The organism is Micromonospora tarapacensis (genome assembly GCF_019697375.1).
Classification (GTDB): domain Bacteria; phylum Actinomycetota; class Actinomycetes; order Mycobacteriales; family Micromonosporaceae; genus Micromonospora; species Micromonospora tarapacensis.
Genome location: NZ_JAHCDI010000004.1, coordinates 841743 through 863993, shown reverse-complemented (window position 1 = coordinate 863993; position 22251 = coordinate 841743). Strand labels below are relative to the sequence as shown.

The 22251-nt window shown below is 70.8% G+C and carries 18 protein-coding genes; 11 read left to right on the top strand and 7 right to left on the bottom strand.

All coding sequences use genetic code 11. The features are described from left to right. Positions 1–41: 41 nt before the first annotated feature. From KIF24_RS09970 to KIF24_RS09950, 6 genes are read left to right on the top strand one after another with little or no spacing between them, the layout of a single operon-like run. Positions 42–1277 carry an ABC transporter substrate-binding protein gene (locus tag KIF24_RS09970; protein WP_221083779.1) on the top strand — a complete coding sequence of 412 codons (1236 nt, stop codon included), beginning with the start codon at positions 42–44 and terminating at the stop codon, positions 1275–1277. Continuing rightward, positions 1274–1948 (top strand): thiamine pyrophosphate-binding protein, encoded by a 675-nt coding sequence (locus KIF24_RS34985; RefSeq protein ID WP_407939907.1) that lies wholly within the window; start codon positions 1274–1276, stop codon positions 1946–1948. Before KIF24_RS09970 ends, KIF24_RS34985 begins: the two co-directional genes overlap by 4 nt. Next, positions 1849–2931, top strand: a complete 1083-nt coding sequence (locus KIF24_RS09965; protein ID WP_407939990.1) for a thiamine pyrophosphate-dependent enzyme — start codon at positions 1849–1851, stop codon at positions 2929–2931. Before KIF24_RS34985 ends, KIF24_RS09965 begins: the two co-directional genes overlap by 100 nt. After that, positions 2928–4361 (top strand): FAD-binding oxidoreductase, encoded by a 1434-nt coding sequence (locus KIF24_RS09960; RefSeq protein WP_221083778.1) that lies wholly within the window; start codon positions 2928–2930, stop codon positions 4359–4361. Before KIF24_RS09965 ends, KIF24_RS09960 begins: the two co-directional genes overlap by 4 nt. Continuing rightward, entirely contained in the window at positions 4358–5506 is a 1149-nt protein-coding gene (locus tag KIF24_RS09955) for an aminotransferase class I/II-fold pyridoxal phosphate-dependent enzyme (RefSeq protein WP_221083777.1), read from the top strand. The genes KIF24_RS09960 and KIF24_RS09955 overlap by 4 nt, the downstream gene beginning before the upstream one ends. Before the next feature lie 7 nt (positions 5507–5513). After that, complete coding sequence (locus KIF24_RS09950; RefSeq protein ID WP_221083776.1) at positions 5514–6287, top strand: maleylpyruvate isomerase family mycothiol-dependent enzyme; 774 nt, start codon at positions 5514–5516, stop codon at positions 6285–6287. Positions 6288–6290: 3 nt separating this feature from the next. Here the strand turns inward: KIF24_RS09950 and KIF24_RS09945 are convergent, their stop codons facing one another. Continuing rightward, positions 6291–7076 carry a glucose 1-dehydrogenase gene (locus KIF24_RS09945; RefSeq protein ID WP_221083775.1) on the bottom strand — a complete coding sequence of 262 codons (786 nt, stop codon included), beginning with the start codon at positions 7074–7076 and terminating at the stop codon, positions 6291–6293. Next, entirely contained in the window at positions 7073–7438 is a 366-nt protein-coding gene (locus KIF24_RS32490) for an acyl carrier protein (protein ID WP_221083774.1), read from the bottom strand. Before KIF24_RS32490 ends, KIF24_RS09945 begins: the two co-directional genes overlap by 4 nt. 85 nt (positions 7439–7523) lie before the next feature. Between KIF24_RS32490 and KIF24_RS09935 the strand changes: the two genes are divergently transcribed. The 4 genes from KIF24_RS09935 to KIF24_RS09920 are packed head-to-tail and all read left to right on the top strand — an operon-like array spanning position 7524 to position 10862. Further along, positions 7524–9848, top strand: a complete 2325-nt coding sequence (locus tag KIF24_RS09935) for a condensation domain-containing protein (protein WP_221083773.1) — start codon at positions 7524–7526, stop codon at positions 9846–9848. After that, positions 9767–10189 carry a phosphopantetheine-binding protein gene (locus KIF24_RS09930; protein ID WP_221083772.1) on the top strand — a complete coding sequence of 141 codons (423 nt, stop codon included), beginning with the start codon at positions 9767–9769 and terminating at the stop codon, positions 10187–10189. The genes KIF24_RS09935 and KIF24_RS09930 overlap by 82 nt, the downstream gene beginning before the upstream one ends. After that, complete coding sequence (locus KIF24_RS09925; RefSeq protein WP_221083771.1) at positions 10186–10461, top strand: acyl carrier protein; 276 nt, start codon at positions 10186–10188, stop codon at positions 10459–10461. Before KIF24_RS09930 ends, KIF24_RS09925 begins: the two co-directional genes overlap by 4 nt. Then, a complete protein-coding gene (locus KIF24_RS09920; RefSeq protein ID WP_221083770.1) occupies positions 10458–10862 on the top strand; it encodes an FAS1-like dehydratase domain-containing protein in 405 nt (134 codons plus the stop codon). Before KIF24_RS09925 ends, KIF24_RS09920 begins: the two co-directional genes overlap by 4 nt. A 91-nt stretch (positions 10863–10953) precedes the next feature. On the opposite strand, the gene KIF24_RS09915 is transcribed toward KIF24_RS09920, so the two are convergent. Beyond that, positions 10954–19089 carry a non-ribosomal peptide synthetase gene (locus tag KIF24_RS09915; RefSeq protein WP_221083769.1) on the bottom strand — a complete coding sequence of 2712 codons (8136 nt, stop codon included), beginning with the start codon at positions 19087–19089 and terminating at the stop codon, positions 10954–10956. 448 nt (positions 19090–19537) lie between these two features. Between KIF24_RS09915 and KIF24_RS09910 the strand changes: the two genes are divergently transcribed. Next, entirely contained in the window at positions 19538–19687 is a 150-nt protein-coding gene (locus tag KIF24_RS09910; RefSeq protein WP_221083768.1) for a hypothetical protein, read from the top strand. Between the two features lie 411 nt (positions 19688–20098). Here the strand turns inward: KIF24_RS09910 and KIF24_RS09905 are convergent, their stop codons facing one another. The 4 genes from KIF24_RS09905 to KIF24_RS09890 all read right to left on the bottom strand — a co-directional run bounded on the left by KIF24_RS09905 (position 20099) and on the right by KIF24_RS09890 (position 22037). Next, positions 20099–20272: a hypothetical protein gene (locus tag KIF24_RS09905; RefSeq protein WP_221083767.1), complete on the bottom strand. Its 174-nt coding sequence runs from the start codon at positions 20270–20272 to the stop codon at positions 20099–20101. 75 nt (positions 20273–20347) lie between these two features. Then, positions 20348–20638: a hypothetical protein gene (locus KIF24_RS32485; RefSeq protein WP_331461065.1), complete on the bottom strand. Its 291-nt coding sequence runs from the start codon at positions 20636–20638 to the stop codon at positions 20348–20350. A 308-nt stretch (positions 20639–20946) separates the two neighbouring features. After that, on the bottom strand, positions 20947–21642 hold the full coding sequence (locus KIF24_RS09895) for a S1 family peptidase (protein WP_221083765.1): 696 nt from the start codon (positions 21640–21642) through the stop codon (positions 20947–20949). Continuing rightward, the gene (locus tag KIF24_RS09890) at positions 21639–22037 is read right to left on the bottom strand and encodes a hypothetical protein (RefSeq protein WP_221083764.1); all 399 of its coding nucleotides are present in this window, start codon (positions 22035–22037) and stop codon (positions 21639–21641) included. The genes KIF24_RS09895 and KIF24_RS09890 overlap by 4 nt, the downstream gene beginning before the upstream one ends. Positions 22038–22251: the final 214 nt, after the last annotated feature.

Here is a 22251-nt window from a genome sequence, read left to right as displayed (position 1 = left end):
CCCGATCCATAGCAGCGACACCGGCCCCAGGGAGGACCACCGTGACCACCCCTCAATCTCGCGCGGCCGCACTGATCGCGGCCACCAACGAGCCCACGGCGGAGGCGAAGCAGGCGTTCACCATCGGCCTGCTGACGCCCGTCACCGGCCCCGGCGACGCCACCGCCGGTGAGCTGATCACCAGGGCGGCCTGCCTCGGCGCGGAGTACCTCAACGAACGGGGCGGCGTGCGCGGTGGCCTGCCGGTGCGGCTGGTGCTGCAGAACGACCAGCCCATGGAGGAGGGCGAGATCATGCAGCGCAGCGCCGTCGGTGCGCTGGCCAAGCTCGCGCTCGTGGACCAGGTGCACGCGGTCATCGGGCAGTGGCACCTGCGGACCGCGCCCGGGGTCTCGGAGGCCGCGGAGCTGTTCGGCGTGCCGCTGTTCGTGGAGAACGGGCACAGCACGCTCACCCAGAAACGCCGCCGCACCCTGTTCCGCACCTACTTCACCATCGCCGACCGGGCGCCGATGATCGCGGACCTGCTGGTCGAACAGGGGGTACGCAAGGCGGCGATGCTGGCGGCGGACACCGTCTTCGGCCTGATGAACGCCGACACCATCGCCGACGAGCTGACCGCACGCGGCGTCGAGGTGCTCCGCTTCGACTTCGCGCAGGACAGCACCGACGACGTACGCGAGGAGTTGCGGGCGGTCAAGGACTTCGCGCCGGACGTACTGATCAACGGCGGTGTGGTTCGGACCAACTACATGATCATCCAACAGGCCGCGGAGGTCGGGCTGCTGCCCGGGCCGATGCTCGTCGTGCTCTTTCCGTTTCCGATGCGCTCGGACGACTACTGGCGCCTCGCCGGCGAGGTCGGCAATCACGTGATCTGGCCGGCGCTGCTTTACCGGCCGTCCTGGCCGGGCCTGACCGAGATCGGACGCTGGTTCACCCAGCGTTACGTCGAACGGTTCGGCTCGTTCCCGCCGGACAACGCGCTGAACGCCTTCACCGACGTGACGATCCTCGGTCAGGCCGCCGACGTCGCCACCGGACTGAGCCGGGAGGCCATCATCGACGCGCTGGAGACCCACGAGTTCGACACGTGGCGTGGCCCGGTGCGGTTCCGCCGGGACGAGGAGCACTGGCATCACAGCCCGCCGCCGATCGTGCTGATGCAGTACCAGCGGTTCGGGCAGACCTTCGACGAGGCGACGATCGTCCACCCGCCCGAGGCCCGCGCCGGCGAGGTGACCCGACCCGAGCGCGACGTCCAGGTCACCCGGTGACCGGTCAGGCCCCGACGACGGCCTCCGGTCGGCTGGTCGCCACGCTGCGCGCCCACGGCGTGGATCGGATCTTCTGCGTACCGGGCGAAAGCTTCCTGCCGGTCCTGGACGGGCTCGCCGACGCCGGCATCGACCTGGTCACCTGCCGGCACGAAGGCGGGGCGGCGTTCATGGCGTTGGCCGACGCGAAGCTCACCGGGCAGCCCGGGGTAGTGCTGGTCAACCGTGGCCCCGGCGCGACGAACGCGGCCATCGCGGTGCACTCTGCGGACCTCGACGCCACCGGCCTGCTGCTGGTCGTCGGCGACGTCCACACCGGCGAGCGGGGGCGGCGATCCTTCCAGGAACTCGACCACCGCGCCGCCTTCGCCGGGATGTCCCGGGGGGTCTTCACCGTCGAGCACCCGCACCACGTCGCCGAGTTCACCTCCCGCGCCTTTGCCGCGGCCCGCGGCGGAGTGCCCGGGCCGGCGGTGCTCGTGGTCCCGGAGGACGTGCTGACCGAGTCGGTGCCACCGTCCGTCGGGGGCCACCGACGGTGGCCGAACCCGCCCTGCCGCCCGCCGACGCGGTGGCCCGCACCCTGGCTCTGCTGTCCGGCAGCGAGCGGCCGGTGCTGCTCGCCGGCGGTCGACTGGACAGCCCCGACGGTCGGCACGCACTGCGGGTAGCCGCCCGCCGGCACCGCCTCCCGGTGCTGGTGACGAACAAGCGGCAGGACCTGTTCGACAACACCGACCCGCTGTACGCGGGACACCTGCACCTGGCCACCCAGCAGCGACAGCGCGACCTGGTTGGCCGGAGCGACCTCGTGCTGGCCGTCGGCACCCGGCTCGACGCCGTCAGCACCCAGCGGTACACGGTGCCCGACCCGGCCACAGCACTGGTGCACGTGTACCCGGACCCGACCGTGCTGGGCGGGGCCTACCGACCCCGGTTGGCGTACGCCTGCTCCCCCGTCGCCTTCCTGGAACAGCTCGCCGCGGCGCCACCACGCGCTCCGGCCGACGACGAATGGGTCCGACAGTTGACCGGCCACGAGGCCGAACAGGCCCGGTGGAGACCAGTCAGCGCCCACGACGGGGTGGTGTTCGGCCGGGTCGTCTCGGTGTTGACACAGCTGACCGCGGGGCGCGGCACCGTGACGGTCGACGCGGGCAACTTCACCTCCTGGGTGCACCGGTACCACCGGATCGCCGACGGCGGCCGGCTGCTGGGCATCGGGTCGAGCGCGATGGGATTCGGCGTACCGGCAGGGGTGGCCGCCGCGCTGCGTCGCCCGGACGAGCCCACCGTCGTCCTGGTCGGTGACGGTGGCTTCCTGATGACCGGGACGGAACTGGCCACCGCCGTGCAGCGCCGCGCCCGCATGGTGATCGTCGTGGCGGACAACGGCAGCTACGGCACGATCCGCCAGCACCAGGAGCGCGCCTACCCGGGACGGGTCGCCGGGACCGACCTGGCCAACCCGGACTTCGCGCTGCTCGCCCACGCGTACGGGGCGTTGGGTCTCACCATCGGCGCGGACGCCGAGGTGGAGCCGGTGCTGTCGAAGGCGCTGGCCCACTACGGACCCGTCGTGGTGCACGTACGGACCAGTCTCGCGCACATCTCCGCCTACCAGCACCTGGCCGACCTGAGGAGGACCCGATGACCATCGTCGCGCCACTGACCAGGCTCATCGGTGCCGAGCATGTGCTGATCGGCGACGCGATCGGCGCGCGGTACGCGCAGGACCTGTGGGGCAGCGACCGGATCGGCGCACCGACGGTGGTGGCTCGTCCGGCGAGCACCGCCGAGGTTGCTGCGGTGCTGGCGGAGTGCCATCGCCGGCGCCAGCCGGTGGTGGTGCAGGGCGGCATGACCGGGCTGGTGGGTGGCGGGGTGCCGGACGCGCACGAGGTGGTGCTCTCGCTGGAACGGATGACCGCGATCGAGGAGATCGACGTGGTCGGCGCGACGATGACGGTCCAGGCGGGTGCCACGCTGCAGCAGGTGCAGGAGGCCGCGGAGCGGCACGGGTTGATGTTCCCGCTGGACCTGGCGTCGCGCGGTTCGTGCACGATCGGCGGGTGCCTGGCCACCAACGCGGGCGGCAACCGGGTGCTGCGCTACGGCATGACGCGGGACCTCGTGCTCGGCGTCGAGGCGGTCCTCGCCGACGGCACCACGCTGCCGGGGCTGCACAAACTGGTCAAGAACAACGCCGGATACGACCTCAAGCACCTCTTCATCGGCTCCGAGGGCACGCTCGGGGTGATCACCCGCGCGGTGCTGCGCCTGCAGCCGCTGCCCCGGACCCGCCACGTGGCCTTCTGCGGAGTGTCCGGCGTCGACGCGGCACTCGCGCTGCTGGGCCGGCTCCGCGCGGCGCTGCCGGGCTCGATCAGCGCGTTCGAGGCGATCTGGGACGAGGCGTACCAGCTGATCCTGCCGCTGCGGGACACGGTACGTACGCCACTGACCGGCCGATATCCGGTCTACGCGCTGGTGGAGATGCAGGGTTCGGATCCGGCGGGAGACAGCGAGCGGTTCGTCGCCGGGTTGGCCGCCTGCGCCGACCTGATCGCCGAGTCCGCCGTCGGGCTGGGGCCGACCGAGGTGGCGGCGCTGTGGGCGGTACGGGAGCGGATCCCGTCGCTCATCCTCGGTGGCGAGCTGCCGCTGTTCGGCTTCGACGTGAGCCTGCCCGCCACCTCGCTCAAGACCTACCTGGCAAGTGTCGAGCGGGAGCTGCGCGAGCTGTGGCCGCAGGTGTCGTTACAGGTCTTCGGGCACCTGGGCGACGGCAACGTGCACATCGCGGTCGTCACCGGTGAGACCACCCGCAAGCGCAAGACGGAGGTGGAGCACATCGTGTACCGCAATGTGGAGCGCTTCCAGGGGTCGATCTCCGCCGAACACGGTATCGGCTTCGAGAAGGAGCCGTACCTGGCCTATTCTCGCCGGCCCGAGGAGGTCGCGACGATGCGGTTGTTGAAGCAGGCGCTCGATCCCCACGGGATCCTCAACGGTGGCCGGATCTTCACCACCACCACCGTCGGCGGCCGGGCCGTCGTCACCGGGTCGGAGGTGCCGGCGTGACCCTGCTCCGCAGCGATCTGCGCCCGTACGGAACCTCGATCTTCACGGCGATGAGCCAGCTGGCGGCGCAGCAGCAGGCGGTGAACCTGGCCCAGGGCGCGCCGGACTTCGGCCCACCGGCCGCGCTGCTGCAGGCCGCCGACGATGCGATTCGTCGCGGTGGGCACCAGTACAGCCTCAGCATCGGCCTGCCCGCGCTGCGTGAGGCGGTCGCCGCCGACCTGCTGCGGCGCCACCACCGGCAGGTCGACCCGGAGACCGAGGTGACGGTGACCGCCGGTGCCAGCGAGGCGATCTGGTGTGCCGCGATCGGGCTGCTCGAACCGGGCGACGAGGCGATCGTGTTGGAGCCCTTCTACGAGCAGTATCCGCCCGTCGTGAGCGCGGCCGGGGCGACGGTGCGCTACGTTTCCTGCGACTTTCCGGACTTCCGGCTGGACCCGCAGCGGCTGACCGAGGCGTTCAACTCCCGTACCCGGTTGGTCTTTCTGAACACGCCGTGGAATCCGGCCGGCCGGGTGCTGCACGAGTCGGAGCTCGCGCTGCTCGGCGAACTCGCCGAAAGGTACGACGCATACCTGGTCTCGGACGAGACCTACGAACACCTGACCTTCGACGCGGTGGCGCACCTTCCGGTCGCCGGGGTCGCGGCGTGCCGGGAGCGTACGGTGACCATCTCCTCGGTGTCGAAGACCTTCTCGGCCACCGGGTGGCGGGTCGGCTGGGCCGTCGCCCCGCCGGCGCTGACGGCGGCGCTGCGCGCGGTCAAACAGTTCGTGACGTTCGCGCCGGCGACCCCGCTGCAACTGGCGACGGCGGCGATGCTGCGCGATGCCCCGACGAGCGGCTACTACGACCTGCTGCGCGCCCAGTACGCCCAGCGGCGGGCGGTGCTGCGGGACCACCTGGAACGTACGACGTTGACGCTGGCCGAGAACGAGGGCACGTACTTCCTCCTCGGCCGGTGCCCGGACGACGACGTCGCGTACTGCACCGACCTGATCCGCAGCCGGGGGGTGGCGGCGATCCCGGCCTCCCGCTTCTACGCCGACCCCGGTCGGGGCCGGGGGCTCGTCCGCTTCGCATTCTGCAAGCGTCTCGATACGCTGCGCCTGGCGGGTGACCGCCTGACCGGAGGAGGGTGATCCGACGATGGAGCCGACACCGCTGCCACTTGCCGCGCCGGACTACCTCGAACCGCTGGCGGAGGAGATGGCCGCGTTCGAGGCGATCGCCCGCAAGGCCGACCTGTCCGTGCCGGTCAGTGTCAGCCGCCGCTGGGGACTGCGGGAACTGGTCGGTCATCTCGGCGGTATCCACCGGTGGGCCGCGGAGAACGTGCGCACCGGCAAGCGGGCCCGACAGGTGCCCAAGCTGGACGATGACGTGGCGCCCGCGGACTGGTACCGCGCCGGGGCGGATCTACTGCTGCGCCAGCTGTCGGAGACCGACCCGTCGGCGCCGTGCTGGAACTTCAGCACCGTGCCCAGTACCGCCGCCTTCTGGTTTCGTCGGCAGCTGCACGAGACGACGATTCACGGCCGCGACGCCGACCAGGCGCTCGGCGAGCTGCGACCGGTGCCGGAACTGGTGGCCGCCGACGGCGTGGACGAAGTGCTGCGGGTGATGCTGGCGGTGGGCCACCGCTGGGACGGCAAGCCGGTCGCCACGCTGACCGGTCCGGTGGTGGTGGAGCTCTCCGACACCGGGCACCGGTGGGTGCTGTCCCCGTCGGAGGGCAAGGTCCCGGCGGTCACCGGCCCGGACGCGTCCCCGGCGGGCGACGCGGTGGCGGTGGTACGGGGGGCGGCCGAGCAGGTGCTGTTCCTGTTGTGGCAGCGGCTGCCGTTCGCGGAGGGAACGCACCTGGTCGACGGCGACGCCGACCTGGTGCGGAGGCTGCTGAAGAGCCAGATCACGCCGTGAGCGTCAGACGCCCAGACCACCACTGACCACGAGCTGGGTGCCGGTAACGTGCCGGGACTCGTCGCTGGCCAGGTAGAGGATCGCGGCCGCCGCGTCGTCGGGCGTACCGAGTTCACCCATCGGCACCCGGGCCAGGTACGTGGTGCGGGCCCGGTCCACGTCCGGGTCGAACAGGGCGAGCACCCGGTCGCCGAGGTCGGTCTCGACGAGTCCGGGGTGCACCGAGTTGCACCGGATGCCGTACCGGCGCCAGGCGCAATGGACCGCGACGGACTTGGTGAGCTGGGTGATCCCGGCCTTCGCCGCGCCGTACGCGGTGAACAGGGGGGTGGACATGAGCCCGGCGGTGCTGGAGACGTTGACGATGCTGCCGCCGCCGGCCGCCCCCATCACGCGTACCGCGGCGCGGCAGCCGAGCATGACGCTGTCCAGGTTGACGGCGACGATGCGCCGCCACTGGTCCAGCTCCACCTCCTCGATGTCCTGTGCCTGCTCGTCGCCGATCCAGCCGGCATTGTTGACCAGTATGTCGAGGCGCCCGTACCGGGCGATGACCGCGTCGACGACCGCGTCCCAGCGGCGCTCGTCGGTGACGTCCTGGGGCAGGTACCAGGCGCCTGCGCCGAGTCGTTCGGCCGCGGCGCCACCGCGCTCGGGGTCGCGGCCGGTGACCACGACGGCCCGCGCGTCGTGTCGGGTGAACAACTCCGCGGTGGCCAGTCCGATGCCCCCGGTGCCGCCGGTGATCAGGCAGACCTTGCCGGTCAACCGCGTGGATCCCGGGCTCATCGTGGTCCCGCCCCGTCGAGCAGGCGCTGCACCTCGTCGTCGGTCATCGACTCCACCCGGGCCAGCACGTCGTCGAGGAGCTGCTCGTCGACGGTCGGCGGGGTCAGTCCTCGCCGCACCTCGGTGGCGAGCGTGGCGAGCGTGGGGCTCTGGAAGTAGCGCAGGGCGTCGATCTCGACGCCGAAGGTGAGCTGGGCCATGGCGACCAGCCGGATCAGCATGACGCTGTCGCCGCCGATCTCGAACAGGTCGTCGTCGGCACGGACCGGTACGCCGGGGAGCACGACGCCGTAGCACTCGTCGCGCAACCGGTGCAGGACCTGATCGTCTTCGGCGCCGCCGGACCGGATTTCGGTGTCCACTCGCACCCCCTGATCGACCGAGCAACAACTAAACTATTGACTAGAGTTATATCGTGAGTCAAGGCTGAGACCGGGGAGGCGACGCATGACCACGGAGTCCGAGACGGAAGCGCTCCAGCGGCGACTCGATCACCTGCCCGCCGACCGGCGCAGGGCGCTGGAGCGGGTGCTCCGCGCCCGCGCCGAACCGCCGCGTACGAACGCACCGCTGGCCCGGCGCGCCGATCCCGACACGCCCGCTCCCCTGTCGTACGCGCAGGAACGGCTCTGGTATCTCGAACAGCTCTACCAACGCCGCGACATCTTCGCCTTCCCCACCGCCAGCCGCCTGCATGGACCGCTGGACGTGGCCGCGCTCCGCAACGCCTGCGCCGACCTCGCCGCCCGACACGACTCGCTGCGCACCGTCGTCACGATCGTGAACGGGGCGCCGGCGCAACGGATCCTGCCGGTGAGCACCGTGGACTTCGACCTGGTCGACCTCACCGGCACCGACCCCGCCGCCTACACGGAACGGGCCAGCGCCGACGCGCTCGCCGGTTTCGACCTCGCGACGCAACCCCCACTGCGGGTACGCGTCTACCGGCTCGCCGACGACGACCACGTCCTCGTCGTGAACCAGCACGTGGCCGTCGCCGACATGCCGTCACGGGCGATCCTGCTCCGCGACCTGTGGAACCGGTACGAGGCCGCCGCGTACGGCAGCGCGCCACCCCTGCCCACCCTCCCGATCCAGTTCGTCGACTTCGCGGTCTGGCAACGCGAGCGCCTCAGCGGGGACCGGCTGGCCGGGCTACTCGACTACTGGCAGCGGCACCTGGCCGACGCGCCGCACAAGCTGGCCATCCCCACCGACCGGCCCCGCCCGGCCCGCCACGAGGGCTCCGGACGGTTCTACTACGACACCGCACCCGAAGGGCTGGGCGACCGGGTGTACGAGGCAGCACGCGCGCTGCGTACCACGCCCTCGGTCCTGCTGCTCGCCTGCTACCGCATCCTGCTGTGGCAGTACAGCGACCAGGAGGACATCGTCATCGGGGTGCCCAAGAGCGAGCGGGCCCACCCGGAGACCGAACACCTCATCGGCTACTTCGTCAACGTGCTGCCGCTGCGCTCACAGGTGCACGACACCGACACGGCACGGCAGGTCATCGCCCGCGAGCACATCCACGCCCTGGCCGCGTACGCCCGGCAGGAGCTGCCGTACGAGCGGGTGGTGCAGGACGTCAACCCGGTCCGCGAGGCCGGCGTGCCACCGCTGTACCAGGTCTCCTACTCGTACCTGGCGGACGCCGGTCCGGGGCTGCCGCTGGCCCCCGCAGGCCTGCGCGGAGAGCCGTTCCCCCTGCGCTCCGAGGGCACCGAGTACGACCTCGGCATCAACGTCCTGCACGGGGTACGGCTCGGCGCGCAGTGGCCGTACAACGACGACATCTTCGACGAGTCGACTGTCGTCACGCTCGCCGGGCAGTTCTGGGCGCTGGTCAACGAGGTCGTCACCGGCGTCGACACCCCGGTCGTCGCACTACCGGTGCCCCCCGGTGCCGGGGGCGAGGCGGCATCGTCCTCCACCGCGTCAACGGGCACCGCCACGGAAACCGGTACCCTCGACGACGATCCTCACCTCGCGACGATCCCGGCCGCCGCCGCCCTCGTCGGGCCCGTCAGTCGGCTGCTGAGCACCGCGCCGCACGGCAGTGCGCTGGCCGACGTCGACGCCGCGCTGGCCGATGCCACCGGCGCCGAACTGATCCGCGCCGTTGGCGACGGCGCCGATTTCGCCGCGCTGATCGACCGGCTGCGACCGAGTCACGTCAGCGCGACCACGCCGCTGCTGGCCCGGCTGCCCGCCGGTTGGCGGGCCCCGGAGGGCTGTGCCCTGCTGGCCGTCGGCGACCTGCACCGGGCCGCCGCCGAGCGTCTCGTCGCCCGAGCCGACCTGGTCTGGTACGGCTGCCTACGGCCGGGCGGCGGCCTGGCGACGTTGGGCCGACTGTCGGTCGGCCGGGAACGGGTTGCCGCTGGGCGCCCGCTCGCCCCCTGCGCGCGTGGACGGCGCACCCGTCGGGCCGTCCCCTGCCGCAGGGCGCCTTCGGCACACTGCACCTGGGCGCCGTCGACGGCCCGGATCCGGACGAGCCGACCGGCTGGCACGCGCGGCTGCGCGCGGACGGCACCGTCGAACTCGCCGGCCCGGCCACCGACCGGACCGTCCTGCGCGGGGTACCACTGCACCCGAGCGAGATCACCGATTTGCTCGTCCAACTCCCCGGGGTACGCAACGCCACGACGGTCACCACACCGGACGGAAGCTTGCACGCGTATCTGGTGCTGGACGGCACGGCCGACACGGCGCAGCCACGGCAGCAGCTCGAGCAGCGGCTGCCGGGCTTCGCCGTACCGGGGCTGACCGTGGTGCCCGACCTCCCGTACACCCCGGACGGATGCGTCGACCGGGCCGCGCTGCCCGCACCCGCCACCGGCGGCCGGTCCCACGCCCGTCCCCCGTCCGGCCCCACCGAGCAGGTCATCGCCGACGTCTGGACCCAGCTGCTCGGCCGGGCGCCCGCGTACGCCGACGACAACTTCTTCGACCTGGGCGGGCACTCTCTGATGCTGCAGCAGCTCTCAGCCCGGCTGGCCGAGGTGCTCGACGGCTCCGTGCCGCTGATCGAGCTGCTGGAGCATCCGACCGTGGCACAACAGGCCCAGCTCGTCGCCGAGCTCGGCCTGGCCGGAGAACCGGCATGACCGCCGACCCGCTGCACGAGCCGGTCGCCGCCGTCCTGCGCGACGAGGTCCTCGCCGCCGTCCTGCCCGGACACGAGATAGACCCCGCGGCGAACCTGTTCGAGCTGGGCTCAGACAGCCTCACCCTGATCCGGTTGGTGAACCGCACCAACCGGGTCTTCCAGGTCGAGGTGGACGCCGCCGCGTTCTTCCAGCAGCCCACCAGCGGCCTGCTGACCCGCCTGGTGGTGGCGCAGCTGCACGGCGAGACCACGGGAGGCGAACCGCGGTGAGCACCTCCGACACCGATCCCCGACTCGGCGTGCAGGTGGTGCACCGACGGTACGTCTCCCGGTCCGACGTCCGCTACGCCGGCGACCTCGTCAACGGCGCGTACGCGCTGGCCGGGTTCGGTGACGCGGTCACCGAACTCGCCATCCGCACCGACGGCGACGAGGGGCTGCTCGCCGGCTACCGGGCCGTCGAGTTCCACGCCCCGATCCGCGCCGGCGACGTGGTCGAGTTCTCCGCCACGGTGACCCGGGTCCGCACCCGGTCCCGTACCGTCGCGCTCGTCTGCTCGGTGCTCTGCCGGGCCGAGCCCGACCGGGGCGTCACCGCGGCACGTCCGCTGGACCCTGCCGTCGTCGCGGTCACCGCCGAAGCCACCGTGGTGGTACCCCCGCCGAGCTGACCGCGCGAACCGCCGATCCGATCCGAGTTTGACGGGCCATCGTCCCGAGCGGTCGACTGCCGCTCGGGACGAAGGCGGGTGCGATCGTCGGTCACGCCTCGCCCAGTCGTTGCCGGAGCACCTCGGCGATGTCCGCCAGCGGCGCGGGGTCGGTCATCGTCCAGTGGCTCGCCGCGACGTCGACCCGGGCCAACCCGCCGACGTACGGTTCCCAGGTGTCGGCCGTGGGCGCGTCCTCGGGCCGCCCCTGCGTGGCGGCGAAGAGGAGCACCTCGCCGTCGTACCGGCGGGGCAGGTGGTGACGCATCGCCTCGACGTGGCTCGCGGCGGCGTGGGCGAGCGCGGCGATCTCACCGGTCCGCAGCTGCGCAAGCGCGGGATTCGCCGCGCGTACCAGCCGGGCGAGTTCCTCGTCGCCGGGCAGCGCGGACAGTTCGGGGTCGGTACCGCGCAACTCCGGGTCGCCGGTGAGCACGCCGAGCACCTCGGCCGGGGTGGGCGGCTGAGCAGCCGCGCCCTGCTGCGGCACCGGGTACGCGTCGAGCAGCGCCAGGACTCCGACCTGCTCGCCCTGCTCGCGCAGTCGCACCGCGATCTCCTGGGCCACCAGCCCGCCGAGCGACCAGCCCAGCAGGTGGTACGGCCCCTGGGGCGCGACGGAGCGGATCCGCCCGACATACTCCTGCGCCAGGGCAGCGACATCGAGTGCCGTCGAGTCCGGATCGGTGAGCAGGGGCGACTGGAGGCCGTACAGCGGCCGGTCGGGGTCCAGGTGCTGGGCGAGCCCCGCGTAGCCCCAGCTGAGACCGGTGAACGGGTGTACGCAGAACAGCGGTGCCCGGCTGCCGGTGGGCCGCAGCGGCAGCAGGACGTCGAGACCACCTCGCTCGGGTCCGTCGGAGAGCAGCCCGGCGACGGTCGGGGTGACGAACACCGACCGGACGCTGAGCTGCCGCCCCGTCGCGGCGACGATCCGGTTTACCAGTTGGACCGTCAGCAACGAGTGACCGCCCAGGTCGAAGAAGTTGTCGTCGATGGTGACCCGGTCCAGGTGCAGCAGCTCGGCGACGATGTCGCAGGCGATCTCCTCCTCGCGGCTACGGGGAGCCCGTCCCGTCCCCGCGCCCCGGCCGGGGTCGGGCAGCCGGGAACGGTCGAGCTTGCCGTTCGTCGACAGTGGCAACCGGTCGAGCAGGACGAAGCGTTGCGGCAGGAGATGTTCCGGCAGCGCGTGGCGGGCCTCGTCACGTACGTCGGCGACGAACTCCGCCTCCGACCGGGGACGCACGACCTCGGTCTGCCGCGACGACGGCGGGTCGTCGGGACGTACCGCGTGCAGACTGACCAGCCCGGTGTTCGCGAGCAGGGGGGCCGCGTGCCGGCACACGGCGAAGCCGTGACGGGTCAGCAGCGCGGTGAGCTCGTCGACGCGTCCGTCGTCGGTCTCGACCAGCACCTGCCGGATCACCGGCCAGTGCTCGTCTCGGATCCCGCGCAGCACGTCGAGCTCGCCGCGTCCGACGTCGACCTTGAGTAGATCGATCCGCGAGACGGCGGTCTCGTCGATGACGCGGGACAGGGCCCGCAGCGCGACGGTGAGTTTCTCCGGCCGCAGCCGCTCGTCACGCAGCTCACGCCGGTCCGGACCATCCGCCGACACCCCCTCGTACGCCGCCACGATGCGGGCGTCGGCCGCGGTGTCGGCGTACCGGCCGGAGATCACCGACAGGTGCGGGTAGTACGTGAAGTCGACCTCGCCGTCGGTCTCGCCGAGTCCGTGGGCGAAGGTACGGGCGGACACCCCGTACACGCTGGTGTTGAGCTCCAGCATCCGGTGCAGCGCAGGCACCGGCTCGAAGGCGTACGTAACGGCGTCCGGGTACACACGGTGCAGGGCGAGGCTGAACATACCGACGTGCGCGCCGACGTCGAAGACACACGCGCCGGGCGGCAGGTCCAGGCCTGCCGGTGCGGTCGGGCCGTCCTCGTTCAACTTCCGGTGCAGGAAGTCGGCGGTGGCGCGATCCGGCGCCATCACGACGGTGCCGTCGGGTAGCTGCTGCCACGGCAGTGACTCGGCGGCGCGCATCGTGGCCAGGCGGTGCAGCACCGGTTCCGTGGCCGGGTCGGGCACCAGGTAGCCGACGAGTTGAGCGCCGCCGTCCGGGGCCGGGCGGGCCGCCACTGCGGCGTACGCGACGCCGGTGTGCCGCGCGAGGCCCTCCTCCACCTCCTGGGGTTCGATGCGCAGGCCACGGATCTTCATCTGGTCGTCCGCGCGGCCCAGGAACTCCAATGCGCCGTCGGCCCGCCAGCGCGCGAGGTCACCACTGCGGTACATGCGGGTACCTGGCGGGCCGTAGGGGTCGGGCAGGAACCGCTCGGCGGTCAGCGACGGTTGGCGCTGGTAGCCGTCGGCGAGCTGGCGGCCCGCGAGATACAGCTCACCGGTAACACCGATCGGCAACGGGTTCAGGTGGCCGTCCAGGACGTGGAAGCGGGTGTTCCACAGTGGGCGTCCGATCGGCACCGGCCCGGTGTCGCCGGGGCGGCAACGCCACTCGCTGACTTCGACGGTCGTCTCCGTCGGCCCGTACATGTTGTGTAGTTCCGCGTCGAGGAGCTGGTGGAAGCGCCGCTGTACCGCAGCCGGAAGTTCCTCCCCGCTGGCGACGACCCGCCGCAGGCCGGTGCAGGTCGCCGCGGCGGGCTCGGCCAGGAACGCCCGCAGCATCGACGGTACGAAGTGCACGACGGTGACCCCGCCGTCGCGGATGCGGGCGGCCAGGCGTCCCGGGTCGGCCTGCTCCCCCGGCGCGGCGAGTACGAGCGCCGCGCCCACCTGTAGCGGCCCGAAGAACTCCGGCACCGACACGTCGAAACCTGCCGGCGTCTTCTGTAGTACCCGGTCAGTGGCGTCGAGGGCGTGATGGTGCTGCATCCAGGTGAGCCGGTTGACGATCGCGTGGTGCGACACCACGACCGCCTTCGGCTGCCCCGTCGAACCGGAGGTGTAGATCACGTATGCGGGGTGCCGTGGATGCAGGGCACGCGCCGGACGGGTGGCGGGACGGTTGACCAACTCGGAGCGGGTCCGCGGATCGTCGAGGACAACGACCGGCACGTCGAGGTCGGGCAGGCTCACGTCACAGGTGGTCAGGACGAGGCTCGGGCGGCTGTGCCCGACCGCGTACCGCAGCCGCTCGGCCGGGTGGTCGACCTCCAGCGGCAGGTACGCCGCGCCGGCCTTGTGCACGGCGTAGAGGGCGACCATCAGCTCGATCCGGCGGGGTATCGCGACCGCGACGATCGCTCCGGGCGCGACCCCGTGGGCGAGGAGGTGATGGGCGAGCCGGTTCGCGGTCTCGTCCAGCATCGCGTAGCTGACGGTACCCGTGTCGGCGAGCACGGCGAGGGCGTCTGGACTGCGCTCCACCTGCGCCTCGAAGAGGTCGGGCAGGGTCGCGTCGGTGACCGGGTGTTCCGAGCGGTTGAACTCCTCGACGACCTGCTCCCGTTCCCCGGGGAGGAACAGGTCGACGGCGCCCAACGGCTGTGCGGGATCACGGGTTACGGAGTCAAGGAGGCGGACCAGCCGCAACGCCATCCGCTGCACGGTGTCCTGGTCGAACAGGTCCGTGGCGTACTCGAAGGAGCCGAGGATGCCGACCGGTCGTCCGTCGGCGTAGCTCTCCTCGGCACCGAGGATCAGGTCGAACTTGGCCACGTACAGATCGACCAGTTCGGGGGTGACGGTGACGTCGCCCAGCGGCGGCAGGTCACCGGCCCCACCGCTGTTGACCTGCACCACCACCTGGAACAGGGGGTGGTGTGCGGCACTACGCGGCGGCCTCAGCGCCTCGGCGAGCAGTTCGAACGGCAGGTCCTGGTGGACGAAGGCCGCGAGGTCGGTGTCACGTACCCGGGCCAGCAGCTCGCCGAAGGTGGGGTTCCCTGCGGTGTCGGTCCGGAGCACCAGGGTGTTGACGAAGAAGCCGACCAGGGCATCGAGGTCGGCCTCGGACCGGCCGGCGGTGGGCGCGCCGATGGGGATGTCCGTTCCCGAGCCGAGGCGGGTCAGTAGCGCGGCGAACGCGGCCTGGAAGACCATGAACATGCTGACCCGGTGGCGCTGGGTCAGGTCGAGCAGGCGGGCGTGCAGCTCGGCGTCGATCGGGAAGGTGAACAGGTCGCCCCGGTAGCTGGCGACCGCGGGGCGGGGCCGGTCGGCGGGCAGCGGCAGCGCGGGCGGCAGCTGCGCCAGCGTCCGCTTCCAGTAGGCGAGCTGGCGGCCCAACGGGCTGTCCGGGTCGCTGACGTCGCCGAGCTGCGCCCGTTGGCGCAGGGTGTGGTCGGCGTACTGCAGTGGCAGCGGCGACCACCCCGGCGCCTGCCCGGTGCGGTGAGCCGCGTAGGCGACGCCGAGGTCGGTCAGCAGCGGCAGCAGGGAGAGACCGTCGCTGGCGATGTGGTGCAGCACGAGCATGAACACGTGCTCGTCCGGCCCGTCGGGCAGCAGCCACGCCCGGATCGGCAGATCGGTGGCGAGGTCGAAGACGGTCTCGGCGGCATCGGCGAGGTGCCGTGGCAGGTGCCCCGGCTCGACGTCCGGACGGGCGAACGGCACCCGGGCGTCCTCGACGATCCGCTGCGTCGGCTCCCCGGCGACCGACGGGAAGACCGTCCGCAGCACCTCGTGCCGGGCCACCACGTCGTCGAGTGCGGCTCGCAGCGCCTCCGGATCCAGCGGCCCGGTCAACCGCAGCGCCATCGGCACGTTGTAGGTGGCGGTGGGCCCCTCCATCTGGGCCAGGAACCACAGCCGTCGCTGGGCGTAGGAGAGGGGAAGGTCGCCGGTGCGCACCGGGCCGTTGCCAGCTGCCTCCTCCCCGCCTCCCGTGCGAGCGACCGACTTGATCTTCGGCGCGACCGTGGTCTGCGTCTCGGTCACCGGACCGGTCACCGGGCCGGGGTCGAGCGGGGTGCCAGCGGTCTCCACCGCCTGCGGCTCCCCGGCCACCTGCGCGGGCTGCCCGTCGACTGCCGGATCCGACTCCGCGGTGCTGTCGCCCATCAGGTGGTGGGCCATCCCGCCGACGGTCGGCGCGTCGAAAACGGTACGGATCTCCAACTCCACACCGAGCCGCTCGCGTACCGCGTTCACCAGCCGCACCACCAGCAGCGAGTACCCGCCCAGGTCGAAGAAGCTGTCGTCGATGCTGACCTCGTCGAGGCCGAGCACCTCGGCGAAGATTTCGCAGAGCACCCGCTCCGACTCGGTGCGGGGTGCGCGGCCCTGGGTGAGCAACGGTGCGGGCAGTGCCGCCCGGTCGATCTTGCCCACCGTGGTCAACGGCAGTTCGTCGAGCACGACGAAGCTGCCAGGAACGACGCTGGCCGGCAGGTCACGAGTGAGGTGCGCCCGCAGTTCGGCCTCGGCGGGCACCCGGGAGCCTGGCACCAGGTACGCGACGAGTCGAGGACCGCCGGGCAGGTCGGTACGGAGCAGGACGGCGGCCCGGTGCACGTCCGGGTGACTGACCAGGCAGGCCTCGATCTCGGTCAGCTCGATCCGTACGCCGCGCAGCTTGACCTGGGTGTCGATGCGCCCGAGGAACTGCAGGTGGCCGGTCTCGCTCCAGATGCCGAGGTCGCCGGTGCGGTACATCAGCTCACCGGGGCGGAACGGGTTCGGCACGAACCGCGCCGCGGTCAGCTCGGGGGCGTTCAGGTATCCCCGCGCCAGACCGACACCGCCGACGGTGATCTCGCCGGGCACGCCGACCGGGCTAGGCTGGTCGAAGCGGTCCAGCACGTAGACAAAGCGGTTCGGCATGGCCCGACCGATGGGCGGCTGTCCCCGCCACTCGCGGTGCTCGCAGACGTAGTAGCTGCAACCGATGGTGATCTCGGTGGGCCCGTACCCGTTGACGAAGCGACGGCCGGGGGCACGCCACCGGTTCACCAGGTCGCCGGGCAACGCCTCGCCACCGACGAGGATCTTGCGCAGCAGCGGGTAGTCGGCAGGCGGGATGAGGCTCAGCACCGCTGGTGGGGCACCCAGATAGGTGATGCCCTGGGCCGCGATCAGGTCGGACAGCGCGCCCGGGTCGCTGCGCAGCCGCTCCGGGGCGAGCACCAGGGTGGCTCCTGCGGTGAGCGCGGCGAAGATCTCCCCCTCGGCCAGGTCGAAGTTGACCGCCGCGTACTGCAGCATCTGGTCGCCGGGCCCGAGTTCGAACACCCCGGTCATCCAGGAGACGAAGTTGGACAGTGCGCCGTGTTCGATGAGCACGCCCTTGGGCCGCCCGGTCGAACCGGCCGTGTACAGCACGTAGACGAGAGAGGACTCGGTGACCGGCGACGCTGCGGCGGGCTCCGCCGCGGCGGAGATCGCGGCGGCGTCGAGGTCCAGCCAGATGGGCTGCCAGCCGGTGCTGTCGGGGAGCCGGTCCCGTACGCCACTGTGGCTGATCACCACCTTGGCATCCGCGTCGTCGAGCTGATAGGCGAGCCGGTTCGCGGGGTGGGCGAGATCCAGCGGGAGGAACGCGGCGCCGGCGTTCATCACGGCAAGGAAAGCGACGACGGTGTCGATGCCGCGTTCCAGGCCGACCGCGACGACGTCCTCGTGCCCGACTCCGCGACCACGAAGGTGTGCGGCAAGCCGCTCGGCGCGCTCCACCAGCTCGCGATAGGTGAGCTGGACGTCGCCGTGGCGCAGGGCGACGGTGCGTGGGGTCCGGACCGCCTGCGCCGCGATCTGCCGGTGCACCGGCTCGCGCAGGTACGGCCGGCGCGCGCCCTGCCACGCCTCGAGGACCTGCTCCCGCTCGATCGGGGTGAGGATCGGCAGGTCACCCAGCACGATGGAGCTGTCCGACGCGACGGCCTCCAGCACCGTGCACAGATGCCCCACGAGCCGTTCGATCCGGGGCGCGGCGAAGAGGTCGGTGCGGAAGTCGGCGCTGATGTGCAGCGCCTCGGCCTCTTCCCGTACGGTCAGCGACAGGTCGAACGGGTGCCGGTCCAGCCCCGCCTCCACCATCGAGGCCATCACCTCGGGCAAATTCAACGGGGCGCCCGAGGCCGCCGCGGGCAACAGTTGAAGCCCCACCTGGAACAGCGGATTCCGCCCGGCCTCCCGCTCGGGGCGTACCGCAGCGACGACCTTCTCGAACGGGACGTCCTGGTGCCGCCAGGCACCGAGGACGGTCTGTTGCACCCGGTCGAGCACCTCGTCGAACGTGGGGTTGCCGCCGAGATCGGTGCGGAGCACGACCATGTTGACGAAGTGGCCGATCATCTGCTCGAGCTGCGGGCGGTGCCGGCCGGTGGTGGTGGTGCCGATGACGATGTCGTCCTGCCCGGTGTAGCGGGACAGCACCGCGTCGAAGGCCGCGATGAGGGTCATGAACAGTGTCGCGCCGCGTCGGCGGGACAGCTCGCGCAGGGCCGGCACCACCGTGCCCCGCAGGGCCGTCGTGACACTGTCGCTGCGGTCGGAGGGTACGGCCGGACGAGAGAAGTCGGTGGGCATCGGCAACGTCGACAGGTCTCGCAGCTTCTCCCGCCAGTAGCCCAGCTGCGCGGTCAGCATGTCGTCGGTTCGGCCGCGCTGCCACACGGCGAAGTCGGGGTAGTGCATCTGCGGTACGGCCAGCGCCGGCTCAGTGCCGGTCACGGCAGCGCCGTACAGCTCGGTCAGCTCGGCCACCAGGATCTGCGCCGACCAACCATCGACGCAGATGTGGTGCATGGTGAGGGCGAGCAGGTAGTCCTGCGGACCGAGGACAGCGACCGCGGCGCGGAACAGTGGCTCCACACCAAGGCCGAACGGAGTCTCGGCGGCCTCACGGGCCCAGCGAGCGGCGGTGGCGGACCGGTCGGCGGCCGGGGTGCGGGACAGGTCAACGACGGAGACCGGGCAACCACTGTCGTGGACCACCTGGGCAGGCATACCGTCCTGGTCGACGACGGTGGTGCGCAGCGCCTCGTGTCGAGTGATGAGGTTGTGCAGGCTCGCGCAGAGTGCGCCGACGTCGAGGCGTCCGCGCAGCCGGAAGGTGGCACCCAGGTTGTACGTGCTGGTGCCGGGGGTAAGCCGGTCCAGAAACCAGAGGTGCTCCTGCAGATGGGACAGCGGCAGCGCACCGCTGCCCTCGGCGCGACGCCGGATGAGGTCCTGCTCCGGTTCGACAAGGCCGCCGGCCAGTCTCCTGAGCACCTTGTCCCGCTCGTCAGCCGGAAGTGAACGGACTCGATCCCCGAAGCTACCCATAACCACCCCACCTACGGCATTACTGTAGTCTCAAGACTTTGACTAGAGTAATGTCGGCGTTGTGCAACGTCAACGAGGCCCGCTCGACCCCTCTGCCAGCCGGGCGCCGCTGATCGGCCAAATTTCAGGAAAATCCCACGGGCAGGATATTTACAGGAGTTACCGCGATCAGTAACGATGCAGGAGGTAGTCGATCGCCAACGCAGTGTTGGGAGGTTGCCCGGTGCGTACCCTTCACCTCATCGACTGGCCCTGGTAAACCCACCCGCCCGGTGCCGTGCGGGCCGCCGGACCGCGGCCCGCACGAGCCCGACCCACCAGTCAGGAACACCAGGCACCCGGCCCCTCGGGCACGACCGCCCGACAGTCGTACGGCTCGATCGTGGACGGCGCGATGAGCTACCCGACAACCGCACTGCACGGCGCCGTCGCGCTCGCGCTCGTCCTCACTGCCACCTACCTGTTCCGCCGGCTCGCCCGACTCGTCGCCCTGCCAGGGGTGGTCGGGGAGATCACCCCAGGCTGGCCGACCCGCTCATCCTGATGAGCGGTGACGCCCGCCAGACCCTCCTCCCGGCGGACGTCTTCGCCATCCTGCAACTCTGCGGTCACAGGGGCCTCGTCCTCTTCCTCGTCACGACCGCCGCCGAGCTCACCGCCTCCACGGTGCCGCTACGCGGTCATGCGGTCGCCTGGGTGACGGCCGGAAGGTGGGAAGACCAGCCGCGAGACCGCCTACTACACGCTGTCCCTGCCCGCCGAGCAGGCCGGAGACTTCCAGCAACTCGTGGATACGCCGCTTGGTGTCGGGGTGTTCGCAAGGCCCCGGCGTTGTTTCGTTTTGTTTGGCTCCGTCCTGAAACGCCATGGCTGAGAGTTGTGTAGAGGACGAGCACGACTTCTGGTGATCTTTAGGTTCCTAGTACTGCGACGGCGGGTCGTGACAGGACAGGAGTCACCGCGCGGCGGGAACCACGTACGGGAAGGAGTCGGAGCGGGCTTCTTTGGTGGTGTCAGGGGTTAGGCCGGAGTTGATTCCTGTGTTGACCGCCAGCGACATCATCACCTCGGGGGCATTGTCGGCAAGCGTCCGACCATTGACCACTGCAAAGCCGTAGTTCGCGGGCATGGCGCGCAGTCTGGCCGATGGGTGCGGGGGCAGCGTTTCGGCTGGGCAGTTGATCTGCATGAGGACGGAGGGGCGTCAGGCGGGGGCGACCTCGCCTTGGGTCAGCTCGAGGTTCGGGAACTCGTATCGTTCCCGCATGGCAGCGGCCAGGTCCGCGGTCGCTTGGTCGACCATGACCATGACGCCGGATCCGTCGGCGCGGGGTGCCACGGCCGCGACGGCCACTCCTTCGGTTTGCCAGTACGAGATGTCCTTCTTGATGCTGTCCGACACCTCGTTTAGCACGGTGCGTGGATGTTGCGCGTCGGCGAAGGCCAACTGGACGTCCCGGTGTCGAAGGCGCAGACCGGTGTCGAGTTCGTCCACTCGTGGCACTGGCACGCGGTGGATCACCAGCGCCGCTCCATCGGTGCTCAGGCCTGAGTACGAGTTGGTGGGATAGGTGCGTTCGGCGTCCCGGATCAGCAGATCCCGCGGTGTGTCACCGAGAGCCGTGGAGGGCGTCGTCAGGAGTTCCCGGGTTTGGGCCGGTGTCGGCCCCGCCGGTTGTCCGAGATCATTGGCTTTGGATCCGGCGCACCCTGCTGTCGCCGCCAGGAAGCTGGCTGCTGCGACCAAGCCGATTCGTTGCGTACGCATGGCAAGATTTAGCATAGCGCGGACCTGCCGTCGGGTCAGCTGGTGGCGATGGTCAGGTTGAAGTGCGACAGGATGCTGCCGATATTGATGTGCAATGCGACCCGCGAGCACCGGCGTCCGGTGTAGTCATACCCCTGGCAGGTGCCCTCGAACTCCTGCCCGGTCGCGACGGCGCTGATGATGCCCAACGCCCTGAATCCGCCGGTGTCGTAGCCGATCGTCGGCCCACCGCTGTCATCCTGACCGACGGATGCGACCCCTGCCAAGTGTTCAGTGACAAACGCTGGGCCAGTGAGGTTTCCGTTCAGGTTGAAGTAGATGTTGGTTTCCGTAATTCTGGTGTTGCAGTCGTTGCCGCTGAGGCCACCGGAGGTGCAGGCCACGTCGTTGAGAACGGCATTGGCCCAGCCTACGATCGGTACGCCGGAGTTGGAGTTGAAGGGGCCGGTGAAGACCGCACCCTGGTAGGTCTGCTCGCTGATGGTCATGGCGTCGAGAGCCACTGAGCCGCTGTTGGAGCGCCCGACGTAGAGTTGGTAGAGCGGGGTGTACCAGTTGGTGTTCGCTCCGCAGTGCCGTGCGGTAATCATCACTCGGGCGTTAGTGGACGTTCTGGCTGCGAACCCGGCGGTGCAGAGGGCGCCGGTGCCTGTCCAGATGACGCTGCCGCCCCAGAACGGCGTGACATCGTCCCAGCGTCCGGCCGGCTGAATCGCCGGCACGGCCGTCACCTGAACGGGAATCCTGTTCGCGCGTAGGTTGCTGGTAACCGCAGAGACGTTCGTGGTGCCAGCGACAGAGAGCTTGAGCCCGCTCGCGTCTGGCAGTGGGCCGCAGTCACCAGTTCACCGCCAAGCTGTGAGGCTGGAGCCTTGAACAGGCGACGGATCTCCGCAGTCAGCTCGGCCAGCGTGAATTTGCTGCCGACCACCGCGACCGGCACGTCACGGCGTCCTGCCCTGACGGCCTCGTCGACCGCTGCGGGTAACTTGCCCTTCCAACGCAGTTCCACCGCGCCGGTGTCGCGAACCAGCCGCAACGAACCGAACCCCTGATCGTGGCCCTCGTCGATGACCTGCTGAATCCGCCGAGCCGCGCTGGATGCTTGCAGCGTTTTGGCGTCCACGTCGGGTGGCTGAACCCCGAGTTCATCGACTAGCTGCCTCTCCTCCGTCGATCGAACCTCGGAGGGCAGCGGACGGCCGCCGGGATCGGCTGCCGCAGGGGCTGCGGCAGCGAGCGCCGCCACCAGCACGCCTGCGATAGCTGGAACGAGCCTTCGGGAACGCTTCCGCACGTTTTGACCTCCCCAGGATCGCAGCGATGAAGCCCCAAGCACG